22 protein-coding genes are annotated in these 22521 nt (G+C 73.2%); 10 read left to right on the top strand and 12 right to left on the bottom strand.

The window, feature by feature from the left end; all coding sequences use genetic code 11:
• Nucleotides 1-117: 117 nt before the first annotated feature.
• The 4 genes from V7E45_RS20945 to V7E45_RS20930 all read left to right on the top strand — a co-directional run bounded on the left by V7E45_RS20945 (nt 118) and on the right by V7E45_RS20930 (nt 2952).
• Nucleotides 118-579, top strand: coding sequence for a MarR family winged helix-turn-helix transcriptional regulator (locus tag V7E45_RS20945; protein WP_333775730.1), 462 nt, complete (start codon nt 118-120; stop codon nt 577-579).
• On the top strand, nt 576-1421 hold the full coding sequence (locus V7E45_RS20940) for an ABC transporter ATP-binding protein (RefSeq protein WP_333775729.1): 846 nt from the start codon (nt 576-578) through the stop codon (nt 1419-1421). Before V7E45_RS20945 ends, V7E45_RS20940 begins: the two co-directional genes overlap by 4 nt.
• Nucleotides 1381-2238, top strand: a complete 858-nt coding sequence (locus V7E45_RS20935; RefSeq protein WP_333775728.1) for an ABC transporter permease — start codon at nt 1381-1383, stop codon at nt 2236-2238. Before V7E45_RS20940 ends, V7E45_RS20935 begins: the two co-directional genes overlap by 41 nt.
• Nucleotides 2239-2427: 189 nt before the next feature.
• Nucleotides 2428-2952 (top strand): hypothetical protein, encoded by a 525-nt coding sequence (locus V7E45_RS20930; protein ID WP_333775727.1) that lies wholly within the window; start codon nt 2428-2430, stop codon nt 2950-2952.
• Nucleotides 2953-2964: 12 nt separating this feature from the next.
• Here the strand turns inward: V7E45_RS20930 and hemC are convergent, their stop codons facing one another.
• The 4 genes from hemC to V7E45_RS20910 form a co-directional block, all read right to left on the bottom strand.
• Entirely contained in the window at nt 2965-3900 is a 936-nt protein-coding gene (gene hemC, locus V7E45_RS20925; RefSeq protein WP_333775726.1) for a hydroxymethylbilane synthase, read from the bottom strand.
• A 67-nt stretch (nt 3901-3967) separates the two neighbouring features.
• Entirely contained in the window at nt 3968-4942 is a 975-nt protein-coding gene (locus tag V7E45_RS20920; protein ID WP_333775737.1) for an ATP-dependent DNA ligase, read from the bottom strand.
• A 237-nt stretch (nt 4943-5179) separates the two neighbouring features.
• Nucleotides 5180-5944 carry a helix-turn-helix domain-containing protein gene (locus V7E45_RS20915; RefSeq protein ID WP_333775725.1) on the bottom strand — a complete coding sequence of 255 codons (765 nt, stop codon included), beginning with the start codon at nt 5942-5944 and terminating at the stop codon, nt 5180-5182.
• Nucleotides 5945-6133: 189 nt separating this feature from the next.
• A complete protein-coding gene (locus V7E45_RS20910; protein ID WP_333775724.1) occupies nt 6134-6544 on the bottom strand; it encodes an SH3 domain-containing protein in 411 nt (136 codons plus the stop codon).
• A 256-nt stretch (nt 6545-6800) separates the two neighbouring features.
• On the opposite strand from V7E45_RS20910, the gene V7E45_RS20905 reads away from it, so the two are divergent.
• The 3 genes from V7E45_RS20905 to V7E45_RS20895 are packed head-to-tail and all read left to right on the top strand — an operon-like array spanning nt 6801 to nt 10025.
• Nucleotides 6801-7181 (top strand): DoxX family protein, encoded by a 381-nt coding sequence (locus tag V7E45_RS20905; RefSeq protein WP_333775723.1) that lies wholly within the window; start codon nt 6801-6803, stop codon nt 7179-7181.
• Nucleotides 7178-7645: a peroxiredoxin gene (locus V7E45_RS20900; protein WP_333775722.1), complete on the top strand. Its 468-nt coding sequence runs from the start codon at nt 7178-7180 to the stop codon at nt 7643-7645. The genes V7E45_RS20905 and V7E45_RS20900 overlap by 4 nt, the downstream gene beginning before the upstream one ends.
• Before the next feature lie 52 nt (nt 7646-7697).
• Complete coding sequence (locus tag V7E45_RS20895; RefSeq protein ID WP_333775721.1) at nt 7698-10025, top strand: SpoIIE family protein phosphatase; 2328 nt, start codon at nt 7698-7700, stop codon at nt 10023-10025.
• On the opposite strand, the gene V7E45_RS20890 is transcribed toward V7E45_RS20895, so the two are convergent.
• From V7E45_RS20890 to V7E45_RS20880, 3 genes are all read right to left on the bottom strand, one after another.
• Nucleotides 10026-10460 carry a cupin domain-containing protein gene (locus V7E45_RS20890; RefSeq protein ID WP_333775720.1) on the bottom strand — a complete coding sequence of 145 codons (435 nt, stop codon included), beginning with the start codon at nt 10458-10460 and terminating at the stop codon, nt 10026-10028.
• 150 nt (nt 10461-10610) lie between these two features.
• Entirely contained in the window at nt 10611-11222 is a 612-nt protein-coding gene (locus tag V7E45_RS20885; protein ID WP_333775719.1) for a DNA polymerase ligase N-terminal domain-containing protein, read from the bottom strand.
• An 86-nt stretch (nt 11223-11308) separates the two neighbouring features.
• Nucleotides 11309-12172, bottom strand: coding sequence for an oxidoreductase (locus tag V7E45_RS20880; protein ID WP_333775718.1), 864 nt, complete (start codon nt 12170-12172; stop codon nt 11309-11311).
• A 163-nt stretch (nt 12173-12335) separates the two neighbouring features.
• On the opposite strand from V7E45_RS20880, the gene V7E45_RS20875 reads away from it, so the two are divergent.
• A complete protein-coding gene (locus V7E45_RS20875; RefSeq protein WP_333775717.1) occupies nt 12336-13211 on the top strand; it encodes a helix-turn-helix domain-containing protein in 876 nt (291 codons plus the stop codon).
• A 34-nt stretch (nt 13212-13245) separates the two neighbouring features.
• On the opposite strand, the gene V7E45_RS20870 is transcribed toward V7E45_RS20875, so the two are convergent.
• Nucleotides 13246-13737, bottom strand: a complete 492-nt coding sequence (locus tag V7E45_RS20870) for a hypothetical protein (RefSeq protein ID WP_333775716.1) — start codon at nt 13735-13737, stop codon at nt 13246-13248.
• Between the two features lie 147 nt (nt 13738-13884).
• On the opposite strand from V7E45_RS20870, the gene V7E45_RS20865 reads away from it, so the two are divergent.
• On the top strand, nt 13885-14862 hold the full coding sequence (locus tag V7E45_RS20865) for a TauD/TfdA dioxygenase family protein (protein ID WP_333775715.1): 978 nt from the start codon (nt 13885-13887) through the stop codon (nt 14860-14862).
• A 1-nt stretch (nt 14863) separates the two neighbouring features.
• On the opposite strand, the gene V7E45_RS20860 is transcribed toward V7E45_RS20865, so the two are convergent.
• Together V7E45_RS20860 and V7E45_RS20855 are read right to left on the bottom strand one after the other, a co-directional pair.
• Nucleotides 14864-15901 (bottom strand): LLM class flavin-dependent oxidoreductase, encoded by a 1038-nt coding sequence (locus V7E45_RS20860; RefSeq protein ID WP_333775736.1) that lies wholly within the window; start codon nt 15899-15901, stop codon nt 14864-14866.
• Nucleotides 15902-15987: 86 nt separating this feature from the next.
• Nucleotides 15988-17490, bottom strand: a complete 1503-nt coding sequence (locus V7E45_RS20855; RefSeq protein WP_333775714.1) for a metallophosphoesterase family protein — start codon at nt 17488-17490, stop codon at nt 15988-15990.
• A 352-nt stretch (nt 17491-17842) separates the two neighbouring features.
• On the opposite strand from V7E45_RS20855, the gene V7E45_RS20850 reads away from it, so the two are divergent.
• A complete protein-coding gene (locus tag V7E45_RS20850; RefSeq protein ID WP_333775713.1) occupies nt 17843-20209 on the top strand; it encodes a M4 family metallopeptidase in 2367 nt (788 codons plus the stop codon).
• Nucleotides 20210-20269: 60 nt separating this feature from the next.
• Here the strand turns inward: V7E45_RS20850 and V7E45_RS20845 are convergent, their stop codons facing one another.
• The gene (locus tag V7E45_RS20845; RefSeq protein ID WP_333775712.1) at nt 20270-21469 is read right to left on the bottom strand and encodes a glycoside hydrolase family 64 protein; all 1200 of its coding nucleotides are present in this window, start codon (nt 21467-21469) and stop codon (nt 20270-20272) included.
• 164 nt (nt 21470-21633) lie between these two features.
• On the bottom strand, nt 21634-22389 hold the full coding sequence (locus V7E45_RS20840; RefSeq protein ID WP_333775711.1) for a dienelactone hydrolase family protein: 756 nt from the start codon (nt 22387-22389) through the stop codon (nt 21634-21636).
• Between the last annotated feature and the right edge of the window lie 132 nt (nt 22390-22521).

The following is a 22521-nucleotide window of genomic DNA, read 5'->3' as shown; positions in this document are numbered from 1 at the left end:
ATGCTATTGCCCCTTCGGTAACATAACCAAACAATCCGGACTTTCTATAGCAATACCGAGTGAAGTTTTGCCCCGCTTTGAAACCGGTTACCTCGTAAGCAGAGGTAACCTCCAGGCGTGGAGACCGAACCCGCCGAGTTTCCGGAGGAGCTGGCCGACGCCCTCGTACGGATCCAGCGGCTCATCCGGCGCCGCCTGCGCGGCGGCCTGGCCGGGCCGCGGCTGCGCGGCGCCGAGGTGGAGCTGCTCCGGCTGGTCGAGGGCCGGCCCGGCGTCCGCGTCTCGGACGCCGCGCGCGCCCTGCACCTGGCGGGCAACTCCGTCTCGACCCTGGTCAACCGGTTGGTACGGGAGGGGTACCTGGTCCGGGAGACCGACCCCGCCGACCGGCGGGCCGCCCGCCTGCTGCTCACCGGGGCCGCCGAGAAGCGGCTCGGCGACTGGCGCAGACGCCGGGCCGAACTGGTCGGCCGGCACGTGGCCCGGCTCGGCCCGGCCGACCGGGAGGCGCTGCGCGCGGCCCTCCCCGCCCTGCGCGAGCTGGCCGTCACCCTGCACGAGGAGGCCGACGAGACATGACCGGCGACACCACCGCCCCGCCCGCCGAAGCCGTCACCTGCACCGGCCTCGCCTACTCCTTCGGGGAGACCAGCGCGGTCGACGGACTCGACCTCACCGTCCGCGAGGGCGAGGTGTTCGGGCTGCTCGGCCCCAACGGCGCGGGCAAGACCACCGCCATCCGCTGCATCACGACGCTGCTGCCGGTCCCGGCCGGCATGGTCCGGGTCTTCGGGCACGACGCGGCCGGGGAGCGCATGGCGGTGCGCCGGCTGCTCGGCTACGTCCCGCAGCAGCTGTCCGCCGACAGCGGGCTCACCGGACGGGAGAACGTCGCCCTGTTCGCCCGGGTGTTCGACGTACGGCGCCGCGAGCGCGCCGAGCGCGTCACCCAGGCCCTCGCCGCCGTCGGGCTCGCCGACGCGGCGGACCGGCTCGCCAAGACCTACTCCGGTGGCATGATCCGCCGCCTCGAACTCGCCCAGGCCCTGGTCAGCGCGCCCCGCCTGCTGATCCTGGACGAACCCACCATCGGCCTCGACCCGATCGCCCGCACCGACGTCTGGGACCACATCAACGCCGTCCGCGCCGCCACCGGCATGAGCGTCCTGGTCACCACCCACTACATGGACGAGGCCGACCAGTACTGCGACCGGGTCGGCCTGATGGACCGCGGGCGCGTCCGCGCCCTGGGCACCGCGGCCGAACTGCGGCGCGGGCTCGCCGAACGCCGCGGCACCGACACCCTGCCCACTCTGGAGGACGTGTTCCGGGACGCCGCGGGCAGCGGTCTGCAGGACCCGTCAGGAGGAGGTTTCCGCGATGTCCGAAGCACCCGCCGCACCGCGCACCGCGTCGGCTGAGACTCCGCCCGGCGGCACCGCGCTGCTGCTCGGCCCGCCCTCGCCGCGCCCCGGCTGGCGCGTGCTGCCCGCGCGGGTCGCCGCGATGTGCGCCGTCGAGCTCCAGAAGCTGCGCCACGACCGCACCGAGCTGTACACCCGGGCGGTCCAGCCCGCGCTCTGGCTGCTGATCTTCGGCGAGACCTTCACCCGGATCCGCGCCATACCCACCGGCGGCATCCCCTACATCGACTACCTGGCGCCCGGCATCATCGCCCAGTCGGCGATGTTCATCGCGATCTTCTACGGCATCCAGATCATCTGGGAGCGGGACGCCGGCGTCCTCAACAAGCTGCTCGTCACGCCGACCCCGCGCTCGGCGCTGATCACCGGCAAGGCGTTCGCCGCGGGGGTGAAGTCGCTGATCCAGGCCGTCGTCGTGGTCCTCATCGCCGCCGTGCTCGGGGTCGCCCTCACCTGGAACCCGCTCCGGCTGCTCGGCGTGGCCCTCGCGGTGGTCCTCGCCTCCGCGTTCTTCTCCTGCCTGTCGATGACCATCGCGGGCATCGTGCTCAGCCGCGACCGGCTCATGGGCATCGGGCAGGCGATCACCATGCCGCTGTTCTTCGGCTCCAACGCGCTCTACCCCGTCGCGGTGATGCCGGGCTGGCTCCAGGCCGTCAGCAAGGTCAACCCGCTCAGCTACCAGGTCGACGCACTGCGCGGTCTGCTGCTCGGCACACCGGCCCACCTCGGGGCCGACTTCGGGGTACTCGCGGTCGCCGCCGCCCTCGGCATCACCGCGGCCTCCTCGCTGCTCGGCCGACTGGCCCGGTGATCTTGCGCCGGACGTGATGTGCGGCACGCACCCCCACCCGGCCCGGGACCCCCGAACGGGATTCTTCCTGCGCAGCGCTTGATCAACGATCAAAGCGGGCGAACCCCCTGGCCACAGCGCATTCCACTCATTTGACAGTGCGCTGAGCGCACAGATAGACAGCACCTCTCGAAGGGCGAGAGGGGCACTGTGTACGAGCCGAACGTGGTCGGGGACTGGCAGGAGTACGACGAGCATGCCGGTCTGCGCGTCCGCGTCCATCGCCTGGAGGCGGCCGAGCCGCCGCGCGGGCGCGACGACGCCGCGGTTGGGCTGACGTACTTCAGCGTCCGGGTGACCGTCGAGAACCGCGGCGCGCGGCACTACGGCATCCACCTGGAGGACGGCCAGATCGACGTCCGGGTCGGACCGGACGGCGAGGGCGCCTTCATCGACTGGCGCAACTCCCAGTTCATCGAGGGCTTCGACGTCTATCCGCTGCGCCGGGCCACCGCCGTCGTCTTCGCGGCCGCCCCGGAGGCCGCCCTGACCCACGTGGACGTGCAGGTGCAGTTGCGGGTCGACGAGGAGTGGGCCGAGCGCCGGCTCTGGGCGGGCGGCATCGGCTGCCTGGAGACGACCTCGACGGCCGCCCCCGCGGGCACCGCGCAGGGCGGTCTGGCCCACCAGGTGAGCGCCTTCCTCAAGGACCAGACGGAGCCGGGCGGGGCCTGAGCCCGGTCCCGGTCAGTGCGGGATGCCGTCGATGATCTCCCGCGCCCCCTGCCGCAGCAACGACACGGCGACCGAGGTGCCCAGCGTCGCGGCGTCGAGCCGGCCCGCCCACTCGTGGGCGTTCAGCCGGGTCTTGCCGTCCGGGGTGAACACACAGGCCCGCAGGGACAGTTCACCGCTCCGGTCGACGCGCGCGTAACCGGCGATGGGGCTGTTGCAGTGCCCCTGGAGCACATGCAGGAACATCCGCTCGGCCGTGGCCTCACGGTGCGTCCCGGGGTGGCCGAGCCCGCTCACCGCGTCGATCAGCTCGCTGTCGCCCTCCCGGCACTGCAGGGCGAGGATGCCCGCGCCGATCGGCGGCATCATGGTCTCCGGGGACAGCACCTCGCTGATCACGTCCCGGCGGCCGATCCGCTCCAGACCGGACACCGCGAGCAGCAGCGCGTCCGCCTCGCCGGCGGCCAGCTTCGCCAGCCGGCGGTTGGCGTTGCCGCGGAACGGCACGCACTCCAGGTGCGGGTGGGTGGCGGCCAGTTGGGCGATGCGGCGCACCGCGGAGGTGCCGATGCGGGTGCCGGCCGGGAGCTCGTCCAGGGTGAGGCCGTCCGGGTGCACCAGCGCGTCACGGATGTCGTCCCGCTCCAGGAACGCGGCGAACACCGTCCCGGCGGGCAGCGGCCGGTCGGCGGGCACGTCCTTGACGCAGTGCACCGCGAGGTCCGCCTCCCCGGCCAGCAGGGCCGCGTCCACCTCCTTGGTGAACGCCCCCTTGCCCTCCACCTGGGAGAGATCGCCGAGCCACTTGTCGCCCGTGGTCTTCACCGGCACGACCTCGGTACGGACTTCGGGATGCAGCACGGCCAACTCGGCGCGCACGCGCTCGACCTGTGCGAGGGCCATGGGCGAGTCACGGGACACGATGCGAATGAGTTCCGGGACGGACATGGGGGACACGATAGACCCTCGGGCGGGCCGCCCCGGCCCGTTCCTGCCGTCCGGCTCCCGCCGTTCGTCAGGGCTCCTCGGGCAGGTCCGCCGCCGACTCCTCCGGGGTGAGGTCCGGGCGCAGTCGCTGCCACGACGGCTGGCGCAGCATCCCGTCCCTGGTCCGGGTGGAGTAGCTGACCTCGCCGACCAGCCGGGGCAGCACCCAGCGGGCCTCCGGGATCCTGGGCACGGGATCGAAGGGGCAGATGTCGGTGGCCTCGGCCGCCAGCAGGGCGGCGAGAGCGGCCCGTTCGGCGGTGCTCCAGCCGGTGCCCACGCCGCCGACGTACCGCAGTCTGCCGCCGGCGCGCTGGCCGACGAGCACCGCGCCGGGCAGCCCGGCCAGCCGGCCCCTGCCGGGCAGCCAGCCGCCGATGATCACGTCCTCGCTGCGCATGTGGCGGATCTTGATCCAGGCACGCGAGCGCACCCCGGGCTCGTACACCGAGTCCAGCCGCTTGCACACCAGCCCTTCGAGCCCGTGCTCCCGGGTGGCGCGCAGCGCCTCGGCGCCGTGCCCGGTCACCGCGGCCGGTGTCGACCAGTGCGGGCCCGCGAGTCCCAATTCCTCCAGCCGGGCCCGCCGCCGGGTGTAGGGCAGCCGGAGCAGCGGCTCCGCCACGTAGGGCGCGTCGAACAGCACCAGGTGGACCGGCACCCGGGCGGCCCGGCGGGCCGCGCGCGCCGGGGCGTGCGCGAGGCCCATCCGGCTCTGCAGCAACTGGAAGTCCGCCCGCCCGCCCGCGTCCAGGGCCAGCACCTCGCCGTCCAGCACGGCGGCCGTGCCGCCCAGCGCGGCGGCCAGCGGCCGGAGTTCGGGATAGGCGGCGGTGATGTCCTCCCCGGAGCGGGCCCGCAGCAGCACGCTGCCGTCGCCGGGCAGGTACACCATCACCCGCTGGCCGTCCTGCTTGGTCTCGTACGCCCACCGCTCGTCCTGCGCGGCGGCCGGCAGCGAGCCGGGGGTGGCGAGCATCGGCGGGATCAACGGCAGCTTCACGGGGGTCACGGCAGAAGGTGTCGACCGCGGCCCGCCCGCGCACGCGCCTTTCGGCGGCGGTTCCCCTGAACGGGGCGGCGTCCGGACATCCGGACCGCCGCCCCGCGCGCGGATTCCCTGCCGGGGGACCCGTACGCCCTGTTCCGGGCCGCCGACTCCGCGCCGCCCTCTTCCGGGCGGGCGTCCTCCAGGCCACCGCTCCGGGCGGGCGTCCTCCGGCCCCCCGCCGGACCTGGGTCAGCCCTCGTCCGGGGGTTCCACGTCCAGGCCCGTGCAGGCCAGTTGGTCGGCGATCTCGGCGCAGGCCTCCAGGCCCCGTGGGGAGTGGACGGCGAGCATCGGGCTGGTGTCGCCGGTGGGGTCGCCCGCCGGGTAGCTCGCCGACAGCACGTCATGTCCGGCCCGTACCGACACCTCCCGGGCCGGTGCGGAGCGCATCCGTACCTGGGACCAGGCGGTGCCGCAGGTGGGGGAGTAGCGGAGCAGGACGTCGTAGTCGGGGTCGGCCACCCTGCTCCGCGTCTGCGCGTCCCGGGCGCACTCCGAGGCGTCGGGCAACTGGCCCTGGCAGGAGCGCGCGTGGCAGCGGGGCACGGTCAGCAGCGTCTGCGCGGCCGGGGCGGGCGCGCCGGAGCGGCCGGAGACCGTGACGGCGGCGCCCACCGCCGCGGCCGAGGCGAGCAGCGCGAGCGCCGACAAGGAGAGCCACCGCGGTCGGCTGGTCCGCTCGGCCCCGTCCGGTGGACTCGGCGCGGGTGGCGGCTCGGCCGCCTCCCACAGGGCCAGTACCGGGGCGGGATCGACGCCGGCCAGCCGGCTGAGCGCCTCCGCCGCGGGTCGCGGCGGCCGCTTGGCGCCCGTCAGATAGCGGTGCCAGGCCGACTTGCTGTACGGGGTGCGCGCGGCCAGTGCCGCGAGACTCAGTCCCGTGCCGTCCTTCAGCTCGCGCAGTCTCGCCGTGAGCGACTCGTCCGGCGTGGCCGATCCTTCGGGATGCCGCATCGCGCGTCCCTCTACTCCCATTCCGCTATGGGCGCTTTCGCCCCTGATGCCGGAATGGCTTCCCGGAAGATCGCGCTCCGCAACCCCCGGCGGGTATGAGGATGGTGAGGCGCGTACGTGCGCCGAAGGCCTGTTCGGGGGTCATCGAACAGGCCTTCGGCAGTCAGGGGTTACGGCGCCGCGGAGCCGTCAGCACCAGGGCACGGCACGGTTGGTGACGACGTAACGGGCCGTGACGTAGCCCCGGTGGTGGGGCAGCCGGTACCAGAGGTGGTTGCCCCGTACCCCGGTGCCGTACGTCTCGCAGACGACCGCCAGCAGCCGGTTCATGTGCCGGTGCCCGACGACCCGGTACCCGGTGCCCGGTCCGGAGCGGACGTTCAGCCGGGCGTGGCGGGTGGCGACCCGGCCGAGGGCGGGGTAGGTGCGGCGGTGCGACCGGTGGACGCGGTGCCGCGCGTGGTGCCCGGGGTACTGGGCGGTGGTGGGTGCGGGGCGCGGGGCCGTCGCGGCGCTCGCCGGTGCCGCCCCGGCCGTGGGCAGGAACGCGAGCACCGCGACCGTGGCCAGCAGACCGCTCTTGAGAGTCCGTCGGATCATGGAAACCTCCGGCTGTCGTTCTCGTGACCACGAACGGTGATCACGACAGCCAGCGTTGCCACGCCGGGCCTCCGGGATGCCGTCCCCGCGTCCCGTGGGACGCCGGGGACGTCCCCGGGCACGCACCACTCGGCCCACCTGGCCCTCCATCGCCGGGCGTGCCACCGTCCTGCCGTCTCCGTGAACGGCCCGACACGCGCCCCCGGGTGGCCTACCGTCGAGTAATATCCGGCGGCAGGTCACCAGAGGAGGAACCGTGCCCCGGTCCGAACGCTCACCCCTGCTGCTCGCCGGCCTGCTGGCCGCCGCCGGCGTCGCCCACTTCGCCGCCCCCCGCCAGTTCGACCACACGATCCCGAAGGCCCTGCCGGGCTCGCCCCGGACGTGGACGTACGGCAGCGGTGTCGTGGAACTGGCGCTGGCGGCCGGCATCGCCGCCCGCCGCACGCGGCCCGTGGCCGCGAAGGCGGCCGCGGCCTTCTTCGTCGGCGTCTTCCCGGCCAATGTGAAGATGGCCGTCGACTGGCGCCACCGGCCCGCGCCGCAGCGCAACGCGGCCCTGGCCCGGCTGCCCCTCCAGGTGCCCCTGGTGCTCTGGGCGCGCGGTGTCGCCCGCGGCGGGGAGGGCCGGTCATGAGCGAGCGCGTCGAGATCGGCCGGCAGGTCGAGGACTTCGCCCTGCCGGACGAGACCGGCACCACCCGGCGGCTCACCGAGCTGCTGGCCGAGGGTCCGGTGGTGCTGTTCTTCTACCCCGCGGCCCTGACCCCGGGATGCACCGCCGAGGCCTGCCACTTCCGTGATCTCGCCGCGGAGTTCGCCGCCGTCGGCGCCCGCCCGGTCGGGATCAGCGGGGACGGCGTGGACAAGCAGCAGGAGTTCGCCGGCCGGCACGCCCTCGGCATGCCGCTGCTCTCCGACGCGGACGGGGCGGTGCGCGAGCGGTTCGGGGTCAAACGGGGCTTCACGCTCGCCCCGACCAAGCGGGTCACCTTCGTGATCGCCGAGGACCGTACCGTCCTGGAGGTCGTCCGCAGCGAGCTGCGGATGAACACCCACGCCGACCGGGCGCTGTCCGTCCTGCGGGCCCGCAAGGGCTGAGGCGCGGCCGCCGCGGTTGAGCCCCCGGGCCGATCGGATCATCCTGGGGGCTATGGAGCGTCTCGCGGCCGCGGCGATCATCGATGCCCAGGGCAGGGTGACCGGGTGGAGCGAGGGCGCGCGACTCCTGACGGGTCACGCGGCACACGAGGTCGTCGGCCGCCCGGTGGGCGACCTGCTCGCCGGGTACGTGCCCGCGGACGCCCTCGCCGCCCGCACCGGGACCGTCGTGCTGCGGCACCGGGACGGACACCCGGTCGAGCTGACCCTGACCGCCTGCCCGGTCCTCGGTCCCGACGGCGGACCGGCCGGGCACGTCGTCACCGCCGAACCGTCCGGGACCATGGTGGCCGCCCAGGCCTTCGAACAGGCGTCCATGTCCATGTCGGTCTTCGACCTCGGGCAGCGCTACGTACGCTCCAACAGCGCCGCGTGCCGGACGATGGGCGTGCCCGAGGAGTCGCTGCTCGGCCGGTTCGTCCTGGAGACCGTGGGGGACGCCGAGGACAGCCGGGGTTTCGTCAGCCACCTCCGCCAGGTGGCCGAGACCGGCCGGCCGGTCCGTTACGAGAGCACCGAGGCCCCCACCCCGGACGGGGCGCACGCCTGGAGCATCGAGATGTGGCCCCTGCGCGACGGCTCCGGCGAGCTCACCGCCGTCGCCCTCGCCGCCTTCGACAGCAGCGAGCAGTACTGGGCCCGGCGCCGCCTCGCCCTGCTGAACGAGGCCGCCACCGGCATCGGCACCACCCTGGACGTGGTGCGCACCGCCGAGGAACTCGTCGAACTGCTGGTGCCGCGGTACGCCGACTTCGCCAGCGTCGACCTGCTCGAATGGGTCCTCGGCGACGACGAACCGCCGATGGTCCCGGACGGCGGTGTCCCGCTGCGCCGCGTCGCCCACGGCTCGACCCGGGCGGGCAACCCGGGCGCGGCCGTGAACCTGGGCGAGACGGAGCTCTACCTGCCGTCCTCGCCCCCGGCCCGGTCCCTGCGCGAGGGCCGCGCCGTGCTGGGCCAGGCCGGCGAGCCGGCGTTCACCGACTGGCTCGCCGAGCGCAACGCGCGCTCGCCCGAGGGACGCCGCTTCCGCGAGGGCGTCCACTCCATGATCGCGGTACCGCTGCGGGCCCGGGGCACCACCCTGGGCGTCGCGGTGTGCGTCCGCGTGGCCCACCCGGACAGCTACGCCCCCGACGACGCCGTCTTCGCCGAGGAACTCGCGAGCCGCGCCGCCGTCTGCGTCGACAACGCCCGCCGCTTCGCCCGCGAACGCAGCACCGCCCACGCCCTCCAGCACAGCCTGTTGCCCCGGGGACTGCCCCGGCAGGCCGCGGTCGAGGTGGCCCACCGGTACCTGCCGTGCGGGTCGCTGGCCGGCATCGGCGGCGACTGGTTCGACGTCATCCCGCTCTCCGGCAGCCGGGTCGGTCTTGTCGTCGGCGACGTGGTCGGGCACGGCATCCGCTCCTCGGCCACCATGGGCCGGCTGCGCACCGCCGTACGCACCCTCGCCGACGTCGACCTGGCCCCGGACGAACTCCTCACCCACCTCGACGACCTGGTCACCCACCTGGCCTCCGACGACAGCGGGGAGGAGGTCGCCGAACTCGGCGCGACCTGCCTCTACGCGGTCTACGACCCGGTCTCCCGCCGGCTCTGCATGGCGGCCGCCGGGCACCCGGCCCCGGCCCTCGTGCTGCCCGGGGACGCCCCCGAGTTCGTGCCCATGACCGCCGGACCTCCTCTCGGCGTCGGCGGACTGCCGTTCGAGGCCACGGAGATCGAACTGCCGGAGGGGTCGGTCGTCGCCCTCTACACCGACGGGCTGGTCGAGGGCCGCGACCGCGACGTGGACCGCGCCACCGACGAACTGCGCCGCGCCCTCGGCGCGCCCGCCGACTCCCTGGAGGCGCTCAGCGACAACGTCCTCAAGGCCGTCCTGCCCGAGCAGCCCACCGACGACGTCGCCCTCCTCGTGGTGCGCACCCGCGCCCTCGGCACCGACCGGGTCGCCACCTGGGACGTCCCGCCCGACCCCGCCCAGGTGGCCGCCTTCCGGCAGGCGGCCACCGAGCGGCTGGCCGCCTGGGGCCTGGAGGAAGCCGCCTTCGTCACCGAACTGGTCGTCAGCGAACTGGTGACCAACGCGATCCGCTACGGCGAACCCCCCATCAAGCTGCGGCTGATCCGCGACCGGGCGCTCATCTGCGAGGTGTCCGACGCCAGTTCCACCTCACCGCACCTGCGGCGGGCGCACGCCTACGACGAGGGCGGGCGCGGTCTGCTGCTCGTCGCCCAGCTCACCCAGCGCTGGGGCAGCCGGCAGACGGGCGGAGGCAAGACGATCTGGGCGGAACAGCCCCTGCCCGGAGGTTGATCACTGGAACGGGCACCCCGGGTTCGGCGCGTCCTCCGAGAACGGGGAACCGTGCGGCAGCACGTAGAGGACGTCCAGGACGACCGGGGTGTCGCCCAGGTTGCGCCCGATGTGGACGTTGCCGGGGCCGGCCGGCTCCTTGATCGGCGCGCCCTGGCGGTAGACGCCGTCCGAAGCGCAGTCGGAGTCGAAGTGGCTGAGGGTGCCCTGCTTCACGACGCCGTACAGCGGACCGTCGTGGTAGTGCCATCCGGTGCTCTGGCCGGGCGGGATGGTGATCTCCCGCAGCGTGTAGTCGGTGCCGCCGACGGTGGTCCGGCTGATGAGCCGTGCGGTCACGCCCGGCCCCGCCGGGGTCGCCCCCGCCGTGCCGCAGGTCAGGACGGTGGCGGCGGTCACGGCGCCGGTTATGGCGGTGCGGAGTGCGATGCGCATGCGGAAGCCTCCAGGAGCGCGGGCCGGTGTCGCCGCGAACTTAGAGGCTTTTCGGCCACGTCGGGGCCGGAACGGCATGATCCGGATGCGGCCGGGCGCGCGCGTCCGCCACCTCGGCGCGCCCCGCGGCGGCCGGCAGCCGTGGCGCGGTCACTCCCGCCGGTCGTCGGCGAGCACCTGGGCGAGGGTGCGGCCGGTGCGTACCGAGCGGGCCCGGCGCGGGTCCGGGGTGCCGTGCCCGTCCGTCCGGGCGGCACCCTTGTGCACCAGCAGCCAGGCCTCCTCCTCGTCCGCGCCGCCGCGGAACCGGGTGAGCGCGTACTCGCCGTGCAGCTTGGAACCGTGCAGCCGGAAGGAGGCGTGCCCCTTCTCCAGCGACTCCGCGAAGTCCACCGGGCGGCCCCGGCGGTCGTGGCTGAGCGGCTCGTACGTGCCGCGGTCCCAGACGATCACGGCACCCCCGCCGTACTCGCCCTTCGGGATCACGCCCTCGAAGTCCTCGTACTCCAGCGGATGGTCCTCGGTGGGCACCGCCATCCGCTTGTCCCCGGGGTCGGCCGACGGCCCCTTCGGCACCGCCCAGGACTTCAGCACGTCGCCCACCTGGAGCCGGAAGTCGAAGTGCATCCGCCGCGCGTCATGGATCTGCACCACGAACCGGGGCCGGTCCGCCCGGTCCGCGGGCGCGTTCCCCGACGGCTCGCGGGTCCGCTCGAAGTCGCGCTTGCCGCGGTAGGTCCGCAGCCGGTCCTCCGTAGCCACGTGCGGCTCCTTCCGTCCGTCCGCCCCAAGGGCCCCGGGGTGCCCGAGTCCCCCCAGGAGCCCCGGGTACCCGTCCGGGCCGCCCCTCAGCCGCCGATCGCGTCCAGCTCGGCGACCGCGTCCGCGGGCAGGACCAGAGCCGCGGCGGCGATGTTCTCCCGCAGGTGGTCGGGCGACGAGGTGCCCGGGATCAGCACGATGTTCGGCGACCGCCGCAACAGCCAGGCCAGGGCCACCTGCTGCGGCGAGGCGCCCAGCCGGGCGGCGACCTTCGACAGCGTCTCCGACTGCAGCGGGCTGAAACCGCCCAGCGGGAAGTACGGCACGAAGGCGATGTCCTCCGCGGCCGTGCGCGCGACCAGTTCGTCGCCTTCCCGGTGGGCCAGGTTGTACAGGTTCTGCACGGTGACCACGGGCGCGATCGCCCGCGCCTCCTCCAGCTGTGCCACGGACGCCGCGCTGAGCCCCAGATGCCGGATCAGGCCCTGCCGCCGCAGCTCCGCCAGCGCCCCGAACTGCTCGGCGACGGAGTCCTCGTTCGGGGTGTCCATGTCGCCGAGCCGCAGATTGACCACGTCCAGCACCTCGACGCCCAGGTTCCGCAGGTTGTCGTGGACCTGCGCCCTGAGGTCGTGCGGGTGCCGGGACACGATCCAGCCGCCGTCGGCGCCCCGCCGCGCCCCGACCTTGGTCACGATGTGCAGGCCGTCCGGGTAGGGGTGCAGGGCCTCCCTGATGATCTCGTTGACCACCACCGGCCCGTAGAAGTCGGCGGTGTCGATGTGCGTGATGCCCGCCTCCACCGCGGCGCGCAGCACCGCCACGGCGCGTGCCCGGTCCGCGGGCGGCCCGAACACGTGCGGACCGGCCAGCTGCATGGCGCCGTAGCCCATCCGCGTCAGGGTCGGTCCGTCGGCCGGGGTGAAGGTGCCGCCGAGCTGTGCAGTCATGTCGTACCTCACGTACCTCTCGCGATGTGCCGGGCCCCCGTTTCCCCGGTGACCCGTCCTCGCTCACCACGGTGCGCCGGACGGCTCCCCGGCGGCAGTGCCCCCGCGTTCCTGGGAGTGGCGGGACCAGTCACGGCCACCGCGACGGCCGTACGGTGGTGTCATGGACGGTACGAACGCGCTCGGCGAGTTCCTGCGTGCCCGCCGGGCGCAGGTCAGGCCCGAGGACGTGGGGCTGCCCGGCTCGGGACTGCGCCGGGTACCGGGGCTGCGCCGCGAGGAGGTCGCGATGCTCTCCGGTATCAGCTCCGACTACTACCTTCGCCTGGAGCAGGGCCGCGACCGCAATCCGTCCGCGCAGGTCCTTCGCTCCCTCGCCCGGGTGCTGCGGCTCGACCCCGACGCCACCTCCTACCTCCTCGGACTGGCCCAGGACCGGCCCGCGACGGCACGCCCCGCATCGCGCGCGCAGGCCGGCCGGCGACCGGAGCGGGTGCCGGACAGCCTCCTGGAGCTGATCGACGGCTGGCCGCGCAACCCCGCCTACATCCAGAACCGCTACACCGACTGCCTGGCCGCCAACTCCCTCGCCACCGCCCTCACCCCGAACTACCGGCCGGGCGTCAACCTGCTGCGCGCCGTCTTCCTCGACCCGGCCGAGCGGGCCCTGCGCCGGGACTGGGACGACCTCACCGAGGAGGGCGTGGCCGCCCTGCGCGCCCACGCCGGGCCCGACCCGGACGACGCGCGGCTGCGGGACCTGGTCGGCGAGCTGTCCCTGCGCAGCGAACGCTTCCGGACGCTGTGGGGCCGGCACGACGTGCGGCCCCGGCGGGCCCGCACCAGCCACCTCAGCCATCCGCAGGTCGGCGACCTGGACCTGGAGTCCGACAAACTCGCCGTCGAGGGCACCGGGGGCCTCACGCTGGTCGTCTTCCACGCGCGGCCCGGCAGCCGCGACGCCGAACTCCTCGACATCCTCGGCAGCCTCAGCGCGTCCCGGCCCGACGGCAGGCAGGAGCGGATCGAGGAGGGATAGCGCGCCGCTGGGCGGTCGGGGGCGGCCGCCGGGCTCAGGCGGCGTCGGGCAGCAGGGCCAGGAGCTGATTCGTGTGGCCGGGCAGTTCCGTCTCCGCGAGCCCCGTGAGGAGGTCCCGCAGCGACAGCGGCTGGTCGATCAGCAGCTTGCCGTTGGACAGCAGCACGGTGGGCACCGGCGTGTCGAGTTCGGCCTCGCCGAGCGCGGGGCCGCCGAGCGTGCACAGGGCGTCCCCCTGGAGGCGGACGCGCTCGCGCAGCCCGGCGGTGCCGCCGGCGAGTGCGACGGTGCGGTCGATGGTCCAGGTGTCGAGCGCCAGGCGGTTGTCGTACGTCGTCCGGGCCCCCGAGGCGACGGCGGAGACGGCCGCGAGGGTGGTGGCGGTGACGAGGGAGACGTGCGCCAGGATCTGGTCGGCGTCCCATTCTCCGGCCGGGGGCACGGGGTCCGGCCCGGCGGAGTCGGCGACCGTGGCGGCGGCGTCCAGCAGCGCCCGGTAGGCGTCCCGGAGCGGGGTGGTGTCCATGGCGTCCTCTTTCCCTCGTCGTCCCTGTGGTCCCACCTCGATTATGCAGGCAATTGCCTGCATATTGTCAACGGCGGGCCGGGCGACATCCCTGGGCCCGGCTGGGTAGGGATGCCGTCGACCGGACGGACGAGCAGCGGAGTGCGCATGACGACGGACAGGGCCACGGACACCGAGGACACCGAGGGCGTCGAGGGCGTCGAGGTGCGGCCGGTGGCCGGGCACATCGGGGCGGAGATCGCGGGCGTGGACCTGGCCGGACCGCTCGGGGACGCCGTCGTCTCCCTGATCCGGCAGGCGGTACTGCGCTGGAAGGTGGTCTTCTTCCGCGGGCAGCGCCTGGACCACGCCGGCCACGTCGCCTTCGCCCGCCGGTTCGGCGAACCGGTCGTCCTCGGCCGCCGAGGCAGCGCCTCACCGGCCGGCTTCCCCGAGGTGGAGACCACCGCCGACCGGCTGGAACTCGGCGGGCGCTTCGGCATGGAGCACGAGGAATGGCTACAGCGCCGCCGCCACACCCTGCTGCGCGGCTGGCACTGCGACCACGGTGCCCGGGTGGACCCGCCGGCCGCGACCATCCTGCGCGCGGAGACCGTGCCGCCCTACGGGGGTGACACCACCTGGGCCAACCTGGCCGCGGCCTACGCCGGGCTCTCCGCCCCCGTCCGCGCCTTCGTGGACGGCCTGCGCGCCGAGCACCGGCTCGGCGTCGGCTACCAGCCCCGGCCCGGCGACGACGCCTACCTCCGCCATCTGCTCGACCACCAGGTCGCCTCCGTGCACCCACTGGTCCGCGTGCACCCGGAGACCGGGGAACGCGTGCTCTTCGTCAACGGCTACTACCTGGAGCAGATCAGCGGCGTCTCGCGGCCCGAGAGCGCGGCCCTGCTGGAGATGCTGCTGGAGCAGGCCGTCCGGCCCGAGTACACGGTCCGCTTCCGCTGGGAGCCCGGCAGCGTCGCCTTCTGGGACAACCGGGCCACCATCCACCTGGCCCCCGGCGACAGCGCCCACCTCGGCCACCCGCGGATCATGCACCGGGTGATGCTCACGGGGGACGTACCGGTGGGCGTGGACGGCAGGCCGTCCGAGCCGGTCACCGGCAGCGAGGCGGGCCGCTGGTGAGTCAGCCCGCCGGCCGCCACCCGAGCGCCGGGCCCAGCTTGGACGCCAGGTCCGTCAGGATCTGCACGTAGTCCTCGTGCCCGAACGAGAAGGGCAGGGCGAACGCGACCTCGTCGACCTCGCGGAACGCGGCGTGCGCGCGCAGCCGCTCGGCGAGCTCGTCGGAGGTGCCCACCAGGTCGGGGGCGAACAGCAGCCGCGCCGGGCCCTGCGGGGAGGCGGTCCGTGGCAGGCGCTCGGCCGCGTACCGCTCGTACCTGGCCCGCTGCGCCGGGCTCGCGGAGTCGGTGGGTATCACCACCAGGCCCTGGGAGACCCGGGCCGCCTCGCCGTCGGGGTGGTGGGCGCGGAACGCGCGGATGTGGGACAGCTGGATCTCCGCGAAGTCCGGCCGACCCGCGGCGTCCTGCGGGCCCTCGGTCTTCACCACGCTGCTGGTCAGGAGGTTCATGCCGTGCTCACCGGCCCGGCGTGCCGACCCGAGGCTGCCGCCGCCGTACCACAGACGGCCGCCGAGACCGGGGGAGTGCGGCTGGACCACGTCCGAGAACACCTCGAAGCCCTCCGTCCCGCTGAAGGCGGTGGCCGGCTTGCCCCGTACGAAGTCCAGCAGCCGCCGCAGCCGTTCCGGGCCGAAGTCCTCGCGGTCCGCCGTGTCCGGGTAGAGGGCCTCCCCGACGTGCTCGAAGTGCATCGGCGGGCCCACGCTGACGCCGGGGTTCAGCCGGCCGCCGGACAGGATGTCCACGGTCGCCAGGTCCTCGGCCAGCCGCAGCGGGTTCTCCCAGCCCAGCGGGATCACCGCGGTGCCCAGCTCGATCCGCCGGGTGCGCTGGGAGGCGGCCGCCAGCACGGCGACCGGGGACGAGATGCCGTACTGGAGGTGCCTGTTGCGCACCCACGCGCTGTCGAAGCCCAGCCGCTCGCCCAGCTCGATGATCTCCAGCGTGGACGCGTGTCCCGGGCCCGGGTCGGCCCCGTCGAACAGGCCGATGGTGAGGAAGCCCAGCCTGCGCAGCGGGCGGGGAGTGGACGGCACGGGCTCCTCCAGCGGTCGCAGGGCGGTCACGGCGGTGGCGCCGCTCCCGTCCCCGATTCTCGCAGCCGGATGTGACAACCGTGTGATCAGTTCAGGGGGATGGTGACCTCGTCCTCCACCGGCGGGTCGATCTCCTGCTCACGGTTGCCGGTGGCCGCGAAACAGCGCAGCCGCACCGCGTCCGGGGTGACGTCCAGGCGCAGGAAGGACTTGAAGAACGGCGGGCTGTAGGTGGCCGAGCCGGGGGAGAACAGCTGGGTGTAGATCTTGCGGACCGGCAGCCGGAACCGGGAGGTGCGGTCGGGGCGGCCGCCGGCCCCCAGCAGGCTCGCGACTAGGCGGGTGCGCCGGGTGACCCGGGAGTCCGGGCCGGGTGCCCTGCCCGGTTCGATGCCGAGCCGTTCGGCGACGACGGCCGCCGCCTCGGACTCGGTGAGGGTGAAGAAGCGGCGCAGCCGCAGGCGGTGGCCGTACAGGCGGCTGTAGAAGGCCAGCGAGTCACCGCGCAGCGGATAGCAGCGGAACTCGCGTTCGGTGACGTTCGCGACCGACACCCGCGGGATGGTGTGCGTGGCGTGCATGAACGCGCCGCCGCCGCCCGCCACCACGTACTGCACGGTGCGGCCGTCCACGTCGACCGGGTAGCGCTGGTAGTTGTGGATGTCACCGCCGATCGCGGCCACGTAGTGGTGGTCCGGGTCGCGGACCAGGTCGTCGACCGTGCCGCCCCCCTCGACGGCGCAGGGGTGGTGCTCGCCGTCCACGTACAGCGGGGAGCCGGTGACCAGGATCTTCGGCCGGGGCCCGCGGGACACCTCCCGCAGCCACGCGCCCTGTTCGGCGTCGATCGTGCCGAGCAGCCCGGTGTCGATGCCGACGATCCGCACCGGCCCGGCGTCGATCGCCCAGTAGGGGCCCGGCTGCATGGCCTGCTGCTCCGGCGCCGCCCTCAACCGCCGTGCCTGAGCCAGCCGTTCGTCGTCCCCCGGACGCGGCCGGTGCCAGAGCATGGCGCGCCACCAGGCGCGGGTGAGCGGGCGGGGCGGGGGCTCGGAGCCGAGCGGCGCGGGGTCGGCGCAGAAGATGCGCATGAACGCGCCGAGGTCCTCGTACCAGTCGTGGTTGCCGGGTATCGCGTAGATCGGCGCCGGGTAGTCCTGGTACGGCCGGAAGAACTTGTCGCCGTAGTCGTCCGCGTGGCCCACCGGGTAGATCACGTCGCTCGCGATCACCGCGAAGTCGGTGCCCTGACCGACCTTCAGGAAACCGGGCACGACGGCGTACTGGGACTCGCCGCCCTCACCGGTGTCCCCGAGGACCATGAAGGAGAACCGGTCGGGGACGTCCCGCCGGATCACCTTGTCGGCGGGCGCTCCCGCCTCGGCCCGCCGCGCCACCCAGCGGCCGCGGGTACGGCCCGTGGGGTCACCGAACCACGACGCCAGCACACCGTTGCGGGCGGCCCACAGGATCCTGGGGTTCAGCCACGACAACTTCTCGACGTGGTCGGGCATCAGCTGCCGGTAGACGCCGCGCCGGGAGGATCCCCAGCCGGCGCCCCGCGCGGTATCGCGTGACGATTCAGACACGCGGTGCACCGTAACAACCGGCCGGTCCAGGCCCCAAGTACGCTGCCCACCGCCTGCGTTGCCGACCGGGCTCCGAACACTCGACGCCGTCGTCACGCAGTCGGACGGCACGGGGTGCCGGGGGCATAGGGAAAACCCTCGAATGCCCGCCAACTCGCTGACATGAGCGGGACAAAGCTGAAATCCTCCCCCCGCTACGCAGCACCTCCCCATGTGCACACGGATCACGGTCCCCGCGCACAGCTCAGCTCGCCCCGGGCAGCACACCCGTCTGCCCGGGTCTGTCACCGGCCGCGACCCGGCGGCCGCAGCAGGAGGAGTACGAGTGAGACGTCTTCCCCACAGACGCGCCATGGTCGGAGCCGCACTGGTCTCCACCGCGGCCTTCCTCGCCGTCGGTGTCCAGGCGGGCCCGGCGACGGCCAAGCCCGCAGGCCCCCACCCCAGCCCGCTCCGCAGCGGAGGCCTGGAGGCCAAGCTCACGACCGCCCAGCACTCGGCGCTGATCAAGAGCGCCCAGGCGCGGACCGCGGCGACCGCCCGCACCCTAGGGCTCGGCGCCAAGGAGAAGCTGGTCGTCAGGGACGTCGTGAAGGACAACGACGGTACCCTGCACACCCGTTACGAGCGCACCTACGCCGGACTGCCCGTCCTCGGCGGCGACCTGGTCGTGCACACCCCGCCGGCCTCCCTGGCCGCGGGCACCGTGAGCACGACCTTCAACAACAAGCGCACCATCAAGGTCAGCTCCACCACCGCGACCTACACCAAGACCGCAGCCGAGACGAAGGCGCTCAAGGCCGCCAAGGCGCTCGCCGGGTCGAAGGCCACCACCGACAGCGCCCGCAAGGTGATCTGGGCCGGCAACGGGACCCCGAAGCTCGCCTGGGAGACGGTGATCGGCGGCTTCCAGGACGACGGCACGCCCAGTCGGCTGCACGTCATCACCGACGCCACCACCGGCAAGGAGCTGTACCGCTACCAGGCGATCGAGACCGGTGTCGGCAACACCCAGTACAGCGGCCAGGTCACGCTGACCACGACCCAGTCGGGCTCGACGTACACGCTGACCGACGGGACGCGCGGCGGCCACAAGACGTACAACCTGAACCGCGGCACCTCGGGCACCGGCACGCTGTTCTCGCAGACCAACGACACCTGGGGCAACGGGACCACGTCCAACGCGGCCACCGCGGGAGCGGACGCCGCCTACGGCGCCCAGGAGACCTGGGACTTCTACAAGAACACCTTCGGCCGCAGCGGCATCAAGAACGACGGCGTCGGCGCCTACTCCCGCGTCCACTACGGCAACGCCTACGTGAACGCGTTCTGGGACGACAGCTGCTTCTGCATGACCTACGGCGACGGCACGAACAACGCCGACCCGCTCACCTCGCTGGACGTGGCCGGCCACGAGATGAGCCACGGTGTCACCTCCAACACCGCGGGCCTCGACTACAGCGGTGAGTCCGGCGGCCTGAACGAGGCCACCTCCGACATCTTCGGCACCGGCGTGGAGTTCTACGCCAACAACGCCTCCGACCCCGGTGACTACCTCATCGGCGAGAAGATCGACATCAACGGCAACGGCAGCCCGCTGCGCTACATGGACAAGCCCAGCAAGGACGGCGGCTCCGCCGACAGCTGGTACTCCGGCGTAGGCAACCTGGACGTGCACTACTCCTCGGGTCCCGCCAACCACATGTTCTACCTGCTCTCCGAGGGCAGCGGCACCAAGGTCATCAACGGGGTGACCTACAACTCCCCGACCTCGGACGGCGTCGCCGTCACGGGCATCGGCCGGGCCGCCGCGCTGCAGATCTGGTACAAGGCGCTGACGTCGTACATGACGTCCAGCACCAACTACGCGGCCGCCCGCACCGCGGCCCTGAACGCGGCCACCGCGCTCTACGGCGCCAACTCCACCCAGTACGCCGGAGTGGCCAACGCGTTCGCCGGCATCAACGTCGGCAGCCACGTCACCCCGCCCGGCAACGGCGTGACGGTCACCAACCCGGGCAACCAGTCCTCCACCGTGGGGACCTCGGTCAGCCTCCAGGTCCAGGCGAGCAGCACCAACGGCGGCGCGCTCACCTACAGCGCCTCCGGTCTGCCGGCCGGCCTGTCGATCAACAGCTCGACCGGCCTGATCTCCGGCACGCCCACGACGGCCGGCACCTCCAGCACCACGGTGACGGTGAAGGACTCCACCGGCGCGACCGGCACCGCGAGCTTCAGCTGGACGGTCAGCACGACCGGCGGCGGGTGCACGTCGACCCAGTTGCTCAGCAACCCGGGCTTCGAGTCCGGCAGCACCGGCTGGACCGCGACCAGCGGCGTCATCACCAACGACACCGGTGAGGCGGCCCACGGCGGGTCCTACAAGGCCTGGATGGACGGCTACGGCTCCTCGCACACCGACACCCTGTCCCAGTCGGTGACGATCCCCGCGGGCTGCAAGGCGACCCTGACCTTCTACCTGCACATCGACACCGCGGAGACCACCACCAGCACCGCGTACGACAAGCTGACGGTGACCGCCGGTTCGAAGACCCTGGCGACCTACTCGAACCTGAACCAGGCCTCGGGCTACAGCCAGAAGTCCTTCGACCTGTCCTCCCTGGCGGGCTCGACCGTCACGCTGAAGTTCAACGGCGTCGAGGACTCCTCGCTCCAGACCAGCTTCGTCGTGGACGACACCGCCCTGACGACCGGCTGATGTGACACAACCGCGGTCCCGCACCCCGAGTCCGGGGTGCGGGACCGTCGGCATGTCCGCTCAGTTCAGCGGATCGAGCGTCAGATAGGCCTGCCGCGGGTTGCCGTCGTTCACCAGCGACTCCTGGTTGCCGACGTCGTCGAAGGCGAACGCGTACGCCTTGCCGTCGGCCATCTGCGCGTGGATCTTCCGCGCGTACTGGTTGGTCACGGCGTCCTGGTAGAAGTTCGCCGCCGAGGTGTCCGGCTGGTTGGCATCGGTCAGCAGCGTCGAGCGGTTGAAACCGGCGCACAGCGTGCGGGAGATGGGCCCGCGGACGTTGTCGTTGGGCGCGTCCAGCAGCTTGTGGCAGCCGAACACGCTGTCCGCGTCCGGCTTCTGAAAGCTCGTGACCACCGCGCCGGAGGAGTTGGTGAAGTTCATGACGTTCCCCGAGACCCGGCCGAAGTACTTGGTGTTCGGCTGGTCCGTGAACGGGGTGACCGTCAGGGTGGACGTCGAGTACTTCTGCCAGACCCGGTTGACGTAGTCGTCCATGACGTTCGCCGGCAGCGCCCCGGTCTCCACGCCGTACAGCGGGGAGAGGGCCCGCAGCACGGTGCCGTCGGAACGGGTCTGGATCAGATTGGCCCAGCCGCCCGGCTGCCCGCGCAACGCGTTGAAGAAGCCGGTGTAGCCACCCGACTTCAGGTGCCCGGTGCTGCTCACGCTTCCGTCGGACCGCTGCACGCCGACCGCGTAGGGCGCCGAGAACATGTCCACCTGGGTGCTGTTGAGCCACAGCCCACCGTCGTTGAGCGTGTACTCCGACCAGTTGAACAGGATGTCGCGGTTGGGGTCGGACGGGTTCTGCACGGCCGGCTGGACCAGCCCGCCCGTGGTCAGCCGGAAGTCGAGCTTGCGGCCGTAGGAGAAGTAGATCCGCCCGGAGAACTTCGGTATCCGGATCGTCTCCGACTGCCCCGAGGCGGGGCCGGGGATCGCCGCGTCGGGTGCCGGGCTCGGCGGATTGCCGCCCGCCGGCCAGGCGTGGAAGGTGCCGTTCGCGTCGGCCCAGCCCTGCCGTCCCGAGGACAGCTGGGTGCCGAGGTCGTAGACGTACACCCGTTCGGAGCGACCGGAGTTGTTGGTGATCTTCAGCGGGACGGTGTCCGGTACGGCGGCTCCGGCGCGCTCGGGCGTGGCCAGCGCGACGAGGCCGCCGGCCAGGACCACGGCGGCCGTGAGGGGCAGCGCCGGGCGGGTGATGCTGGGGAGCACTCTCCACCTCCGTGTGGGGTCGGGGTGGTACGGAAATTGGTCCGTACCTGTCTGAGAGCGCTCTCAGCGTCCTGTCAAGACGCGTGCATGTCAATATGTCGGACACGATTCTCCCCGGCGCCCGCCGTGCGGCGGACGCCCGGACGCCGCATCGGCGAGGCGGGTCAGAAGGTGCGTTCGAGCAGATCGAGCAGGGCCGTCCAGTGCCGCTCGTCGGCCGCGTGGTCGTAGGCGGGGGTGTCCGCCTGGGTGTAGCCGTGCCGCGCGTGCTCGTAGACCTCGCACCGGTGGCTGACCCCGGCCGCGGTGAGGGCCTCCTCCAGGGCCCGGACCTGCTCCTCGGGCAGCGAGGGGTCGTCACCGGCGTGCCCGAAGTAGAGCTCGGCGGTGATGGAGCCGACCACCCGGTGCGGGCTGCGCGGGTCGTCGGTGGCCAGCCGCCCGCCGTGGAACCCGGCCGCCGCCGCGACCCGGCCGGGATGGGCGGCCGCCGTCCACACCGCGAGCCGGGCGCCCATGCAGTAGCCGGTGATCGCCACGGGTCCGTCGACGGTGAGCGGACTGTCGGCCAGCCAGCGCAGGTAGGACTCCGCGTCCCGCTCGATCAGCTCCGGCGTGAGGGACGCCACGATCGGGCCGAGCCGCTCCCAGATGGTCGGGTCGGCGGCCGGGTCGATGAACTCGGGCAGCTCGGTCACCGGGGCCCGGCCGAGCCGGTAGAACACGTTCGGCACCAGGACGGTGTAGCCGGCGCCGGCGAGCCGGTCGGCCATCGACCGCAGATACGGGCGCAGGCCGTAGGCGTCCTGGTAGAACAGCACGGCCGGACGGGGGTTCCCGTCGGCGGGGTGGGCGAGATAGGCGTCGGCGACGCCGTCGGCCGCCGGGACGTCGACTGCCGTTCCCTGTACTTCGGTCATGGGGAGAAGGCCCTCCTCAAAGGAATGGTCGGAGGAACGGGGGCCGGGCGGCCCGCCCCCCGGGGGGGCCCGGCCCCCCCGCGCGGCACTGCGGCGGGAGAGCGCGTCGAGCAGCTCCTTCTCCCCCCGGCC

The organism is Streptomyces sp. IBSBF 3136 (assembly GCF_036815105.1).
In the GTDB taxonomy this organism is placed as follows: Bacteria; Actinomycetota; Actinomycetes; order Streptomycetales; family Streptomycetaceae; genus Streptomyces.
The sequence above is the reverse complement of the archived record's forward strand: the minus strand, read 5'-3'. Positions and strand labels throughout refer to the sequence as shown.

Bases quoted from the DNA above. Each gene is read 5' to 3' on its own strand.
- V7E45_RS20890 (WP_333775720.1), bottom strand. From the start codon at position 10,460: ATGCGCATCGCACTCCGCACCGCCATAACCGGCGCCGTGACCGCCGCC.
- V7E45_RS20935 (WP_333775728.1), top strand. From the start codon at position 1,381: ATGTCCGAAGCACCCGCCGCACCGCGCACCGCGTCGGCTGAGACTCCG.
- V7E45_RS20895 (WP_333775721.1), top strand. From the start codon at position 7,698: ATGGAGCGTCTCGCGGCCGCGGCGATCATCGATGCCCAGGGCAGGGTG.
- V7E45_RS20940 (WP_333775729.1), top strand. From the start codon at position 576: ATGACCGGCGACACCACCGCCCCGCCCGCCGAAGCCGTCACCTGCACC.
- V7E45_RS20850 (WP_333775713.1), top strand. From the start codon at position 17,843: ATGGTCGGAGCCGCACTGGTCTCCACCGCGGCCTTCCTCGCCGTCGGT.
- V7E45_RS20915 (WP_333775725.1), bottom strand. From the start codon at position 5,944: ATGCGGCATCCCGAAGGATCGGCCACGCCGGACGAGTCGCTCACGGCG.
- V7E45_RS20900 (WP_333775722.1), top strand. From the start codon at position 7,178: ATGAGCGAGCGCGTCGAGATCGGCCGGCAGGTCGAGGACTTCGCCCTG.
- V7E45_RS20865 (WP_333775715.1), top strand. From the start codon at position 13,885: ATGACGACGGACAGGGCCACGGACACCGAGGACACCGAGGGCGTCGAG.
- hemC (WP_333775726.1), bottom strand. From the start codon at position 3,900: ATGTCCGTCCCGGAACTCATTCGCATCGTGTCCCGTGACTCGCCCATG.
- V7E45_RS20870 (WP_333775716.1), bottom strand. From the start codon at position 13,737: ATGGACACCACCCCGCTCCGGGACGCCTACCGGGCGCTGCTGGACGCC.
- V7E45_RS20875 (WP_333775717.1), top strand. From the start codon at position 12,336: ATGGACGGTACGAACGCGCTCGGCGAGTTCCTGCGTGCCCGCCGGGCG.
- V7E45_RS20880 (WP_333775718.1), bottom strand. From the start codon at position 12,172: ATGACTGCACAGCTCGGCGGCACCTTCACCCCGGCCGACGGACCGACC.
- V7E45_RS20840 (WP_333775711.1), bottom strand. From the start codon at position 22,389: ATGACCGAAGTACAGGGAACGGCAGTCGACGTCCCGGCGGCCGACGGC.
- V7E45_RS20910 (WP_333775724.1), bottom strand. From the start codon at position 6,544: ATGATCCGACGGACTCTCAAGAGCGGTCTGCTGGCCACGGTCGCGGTG.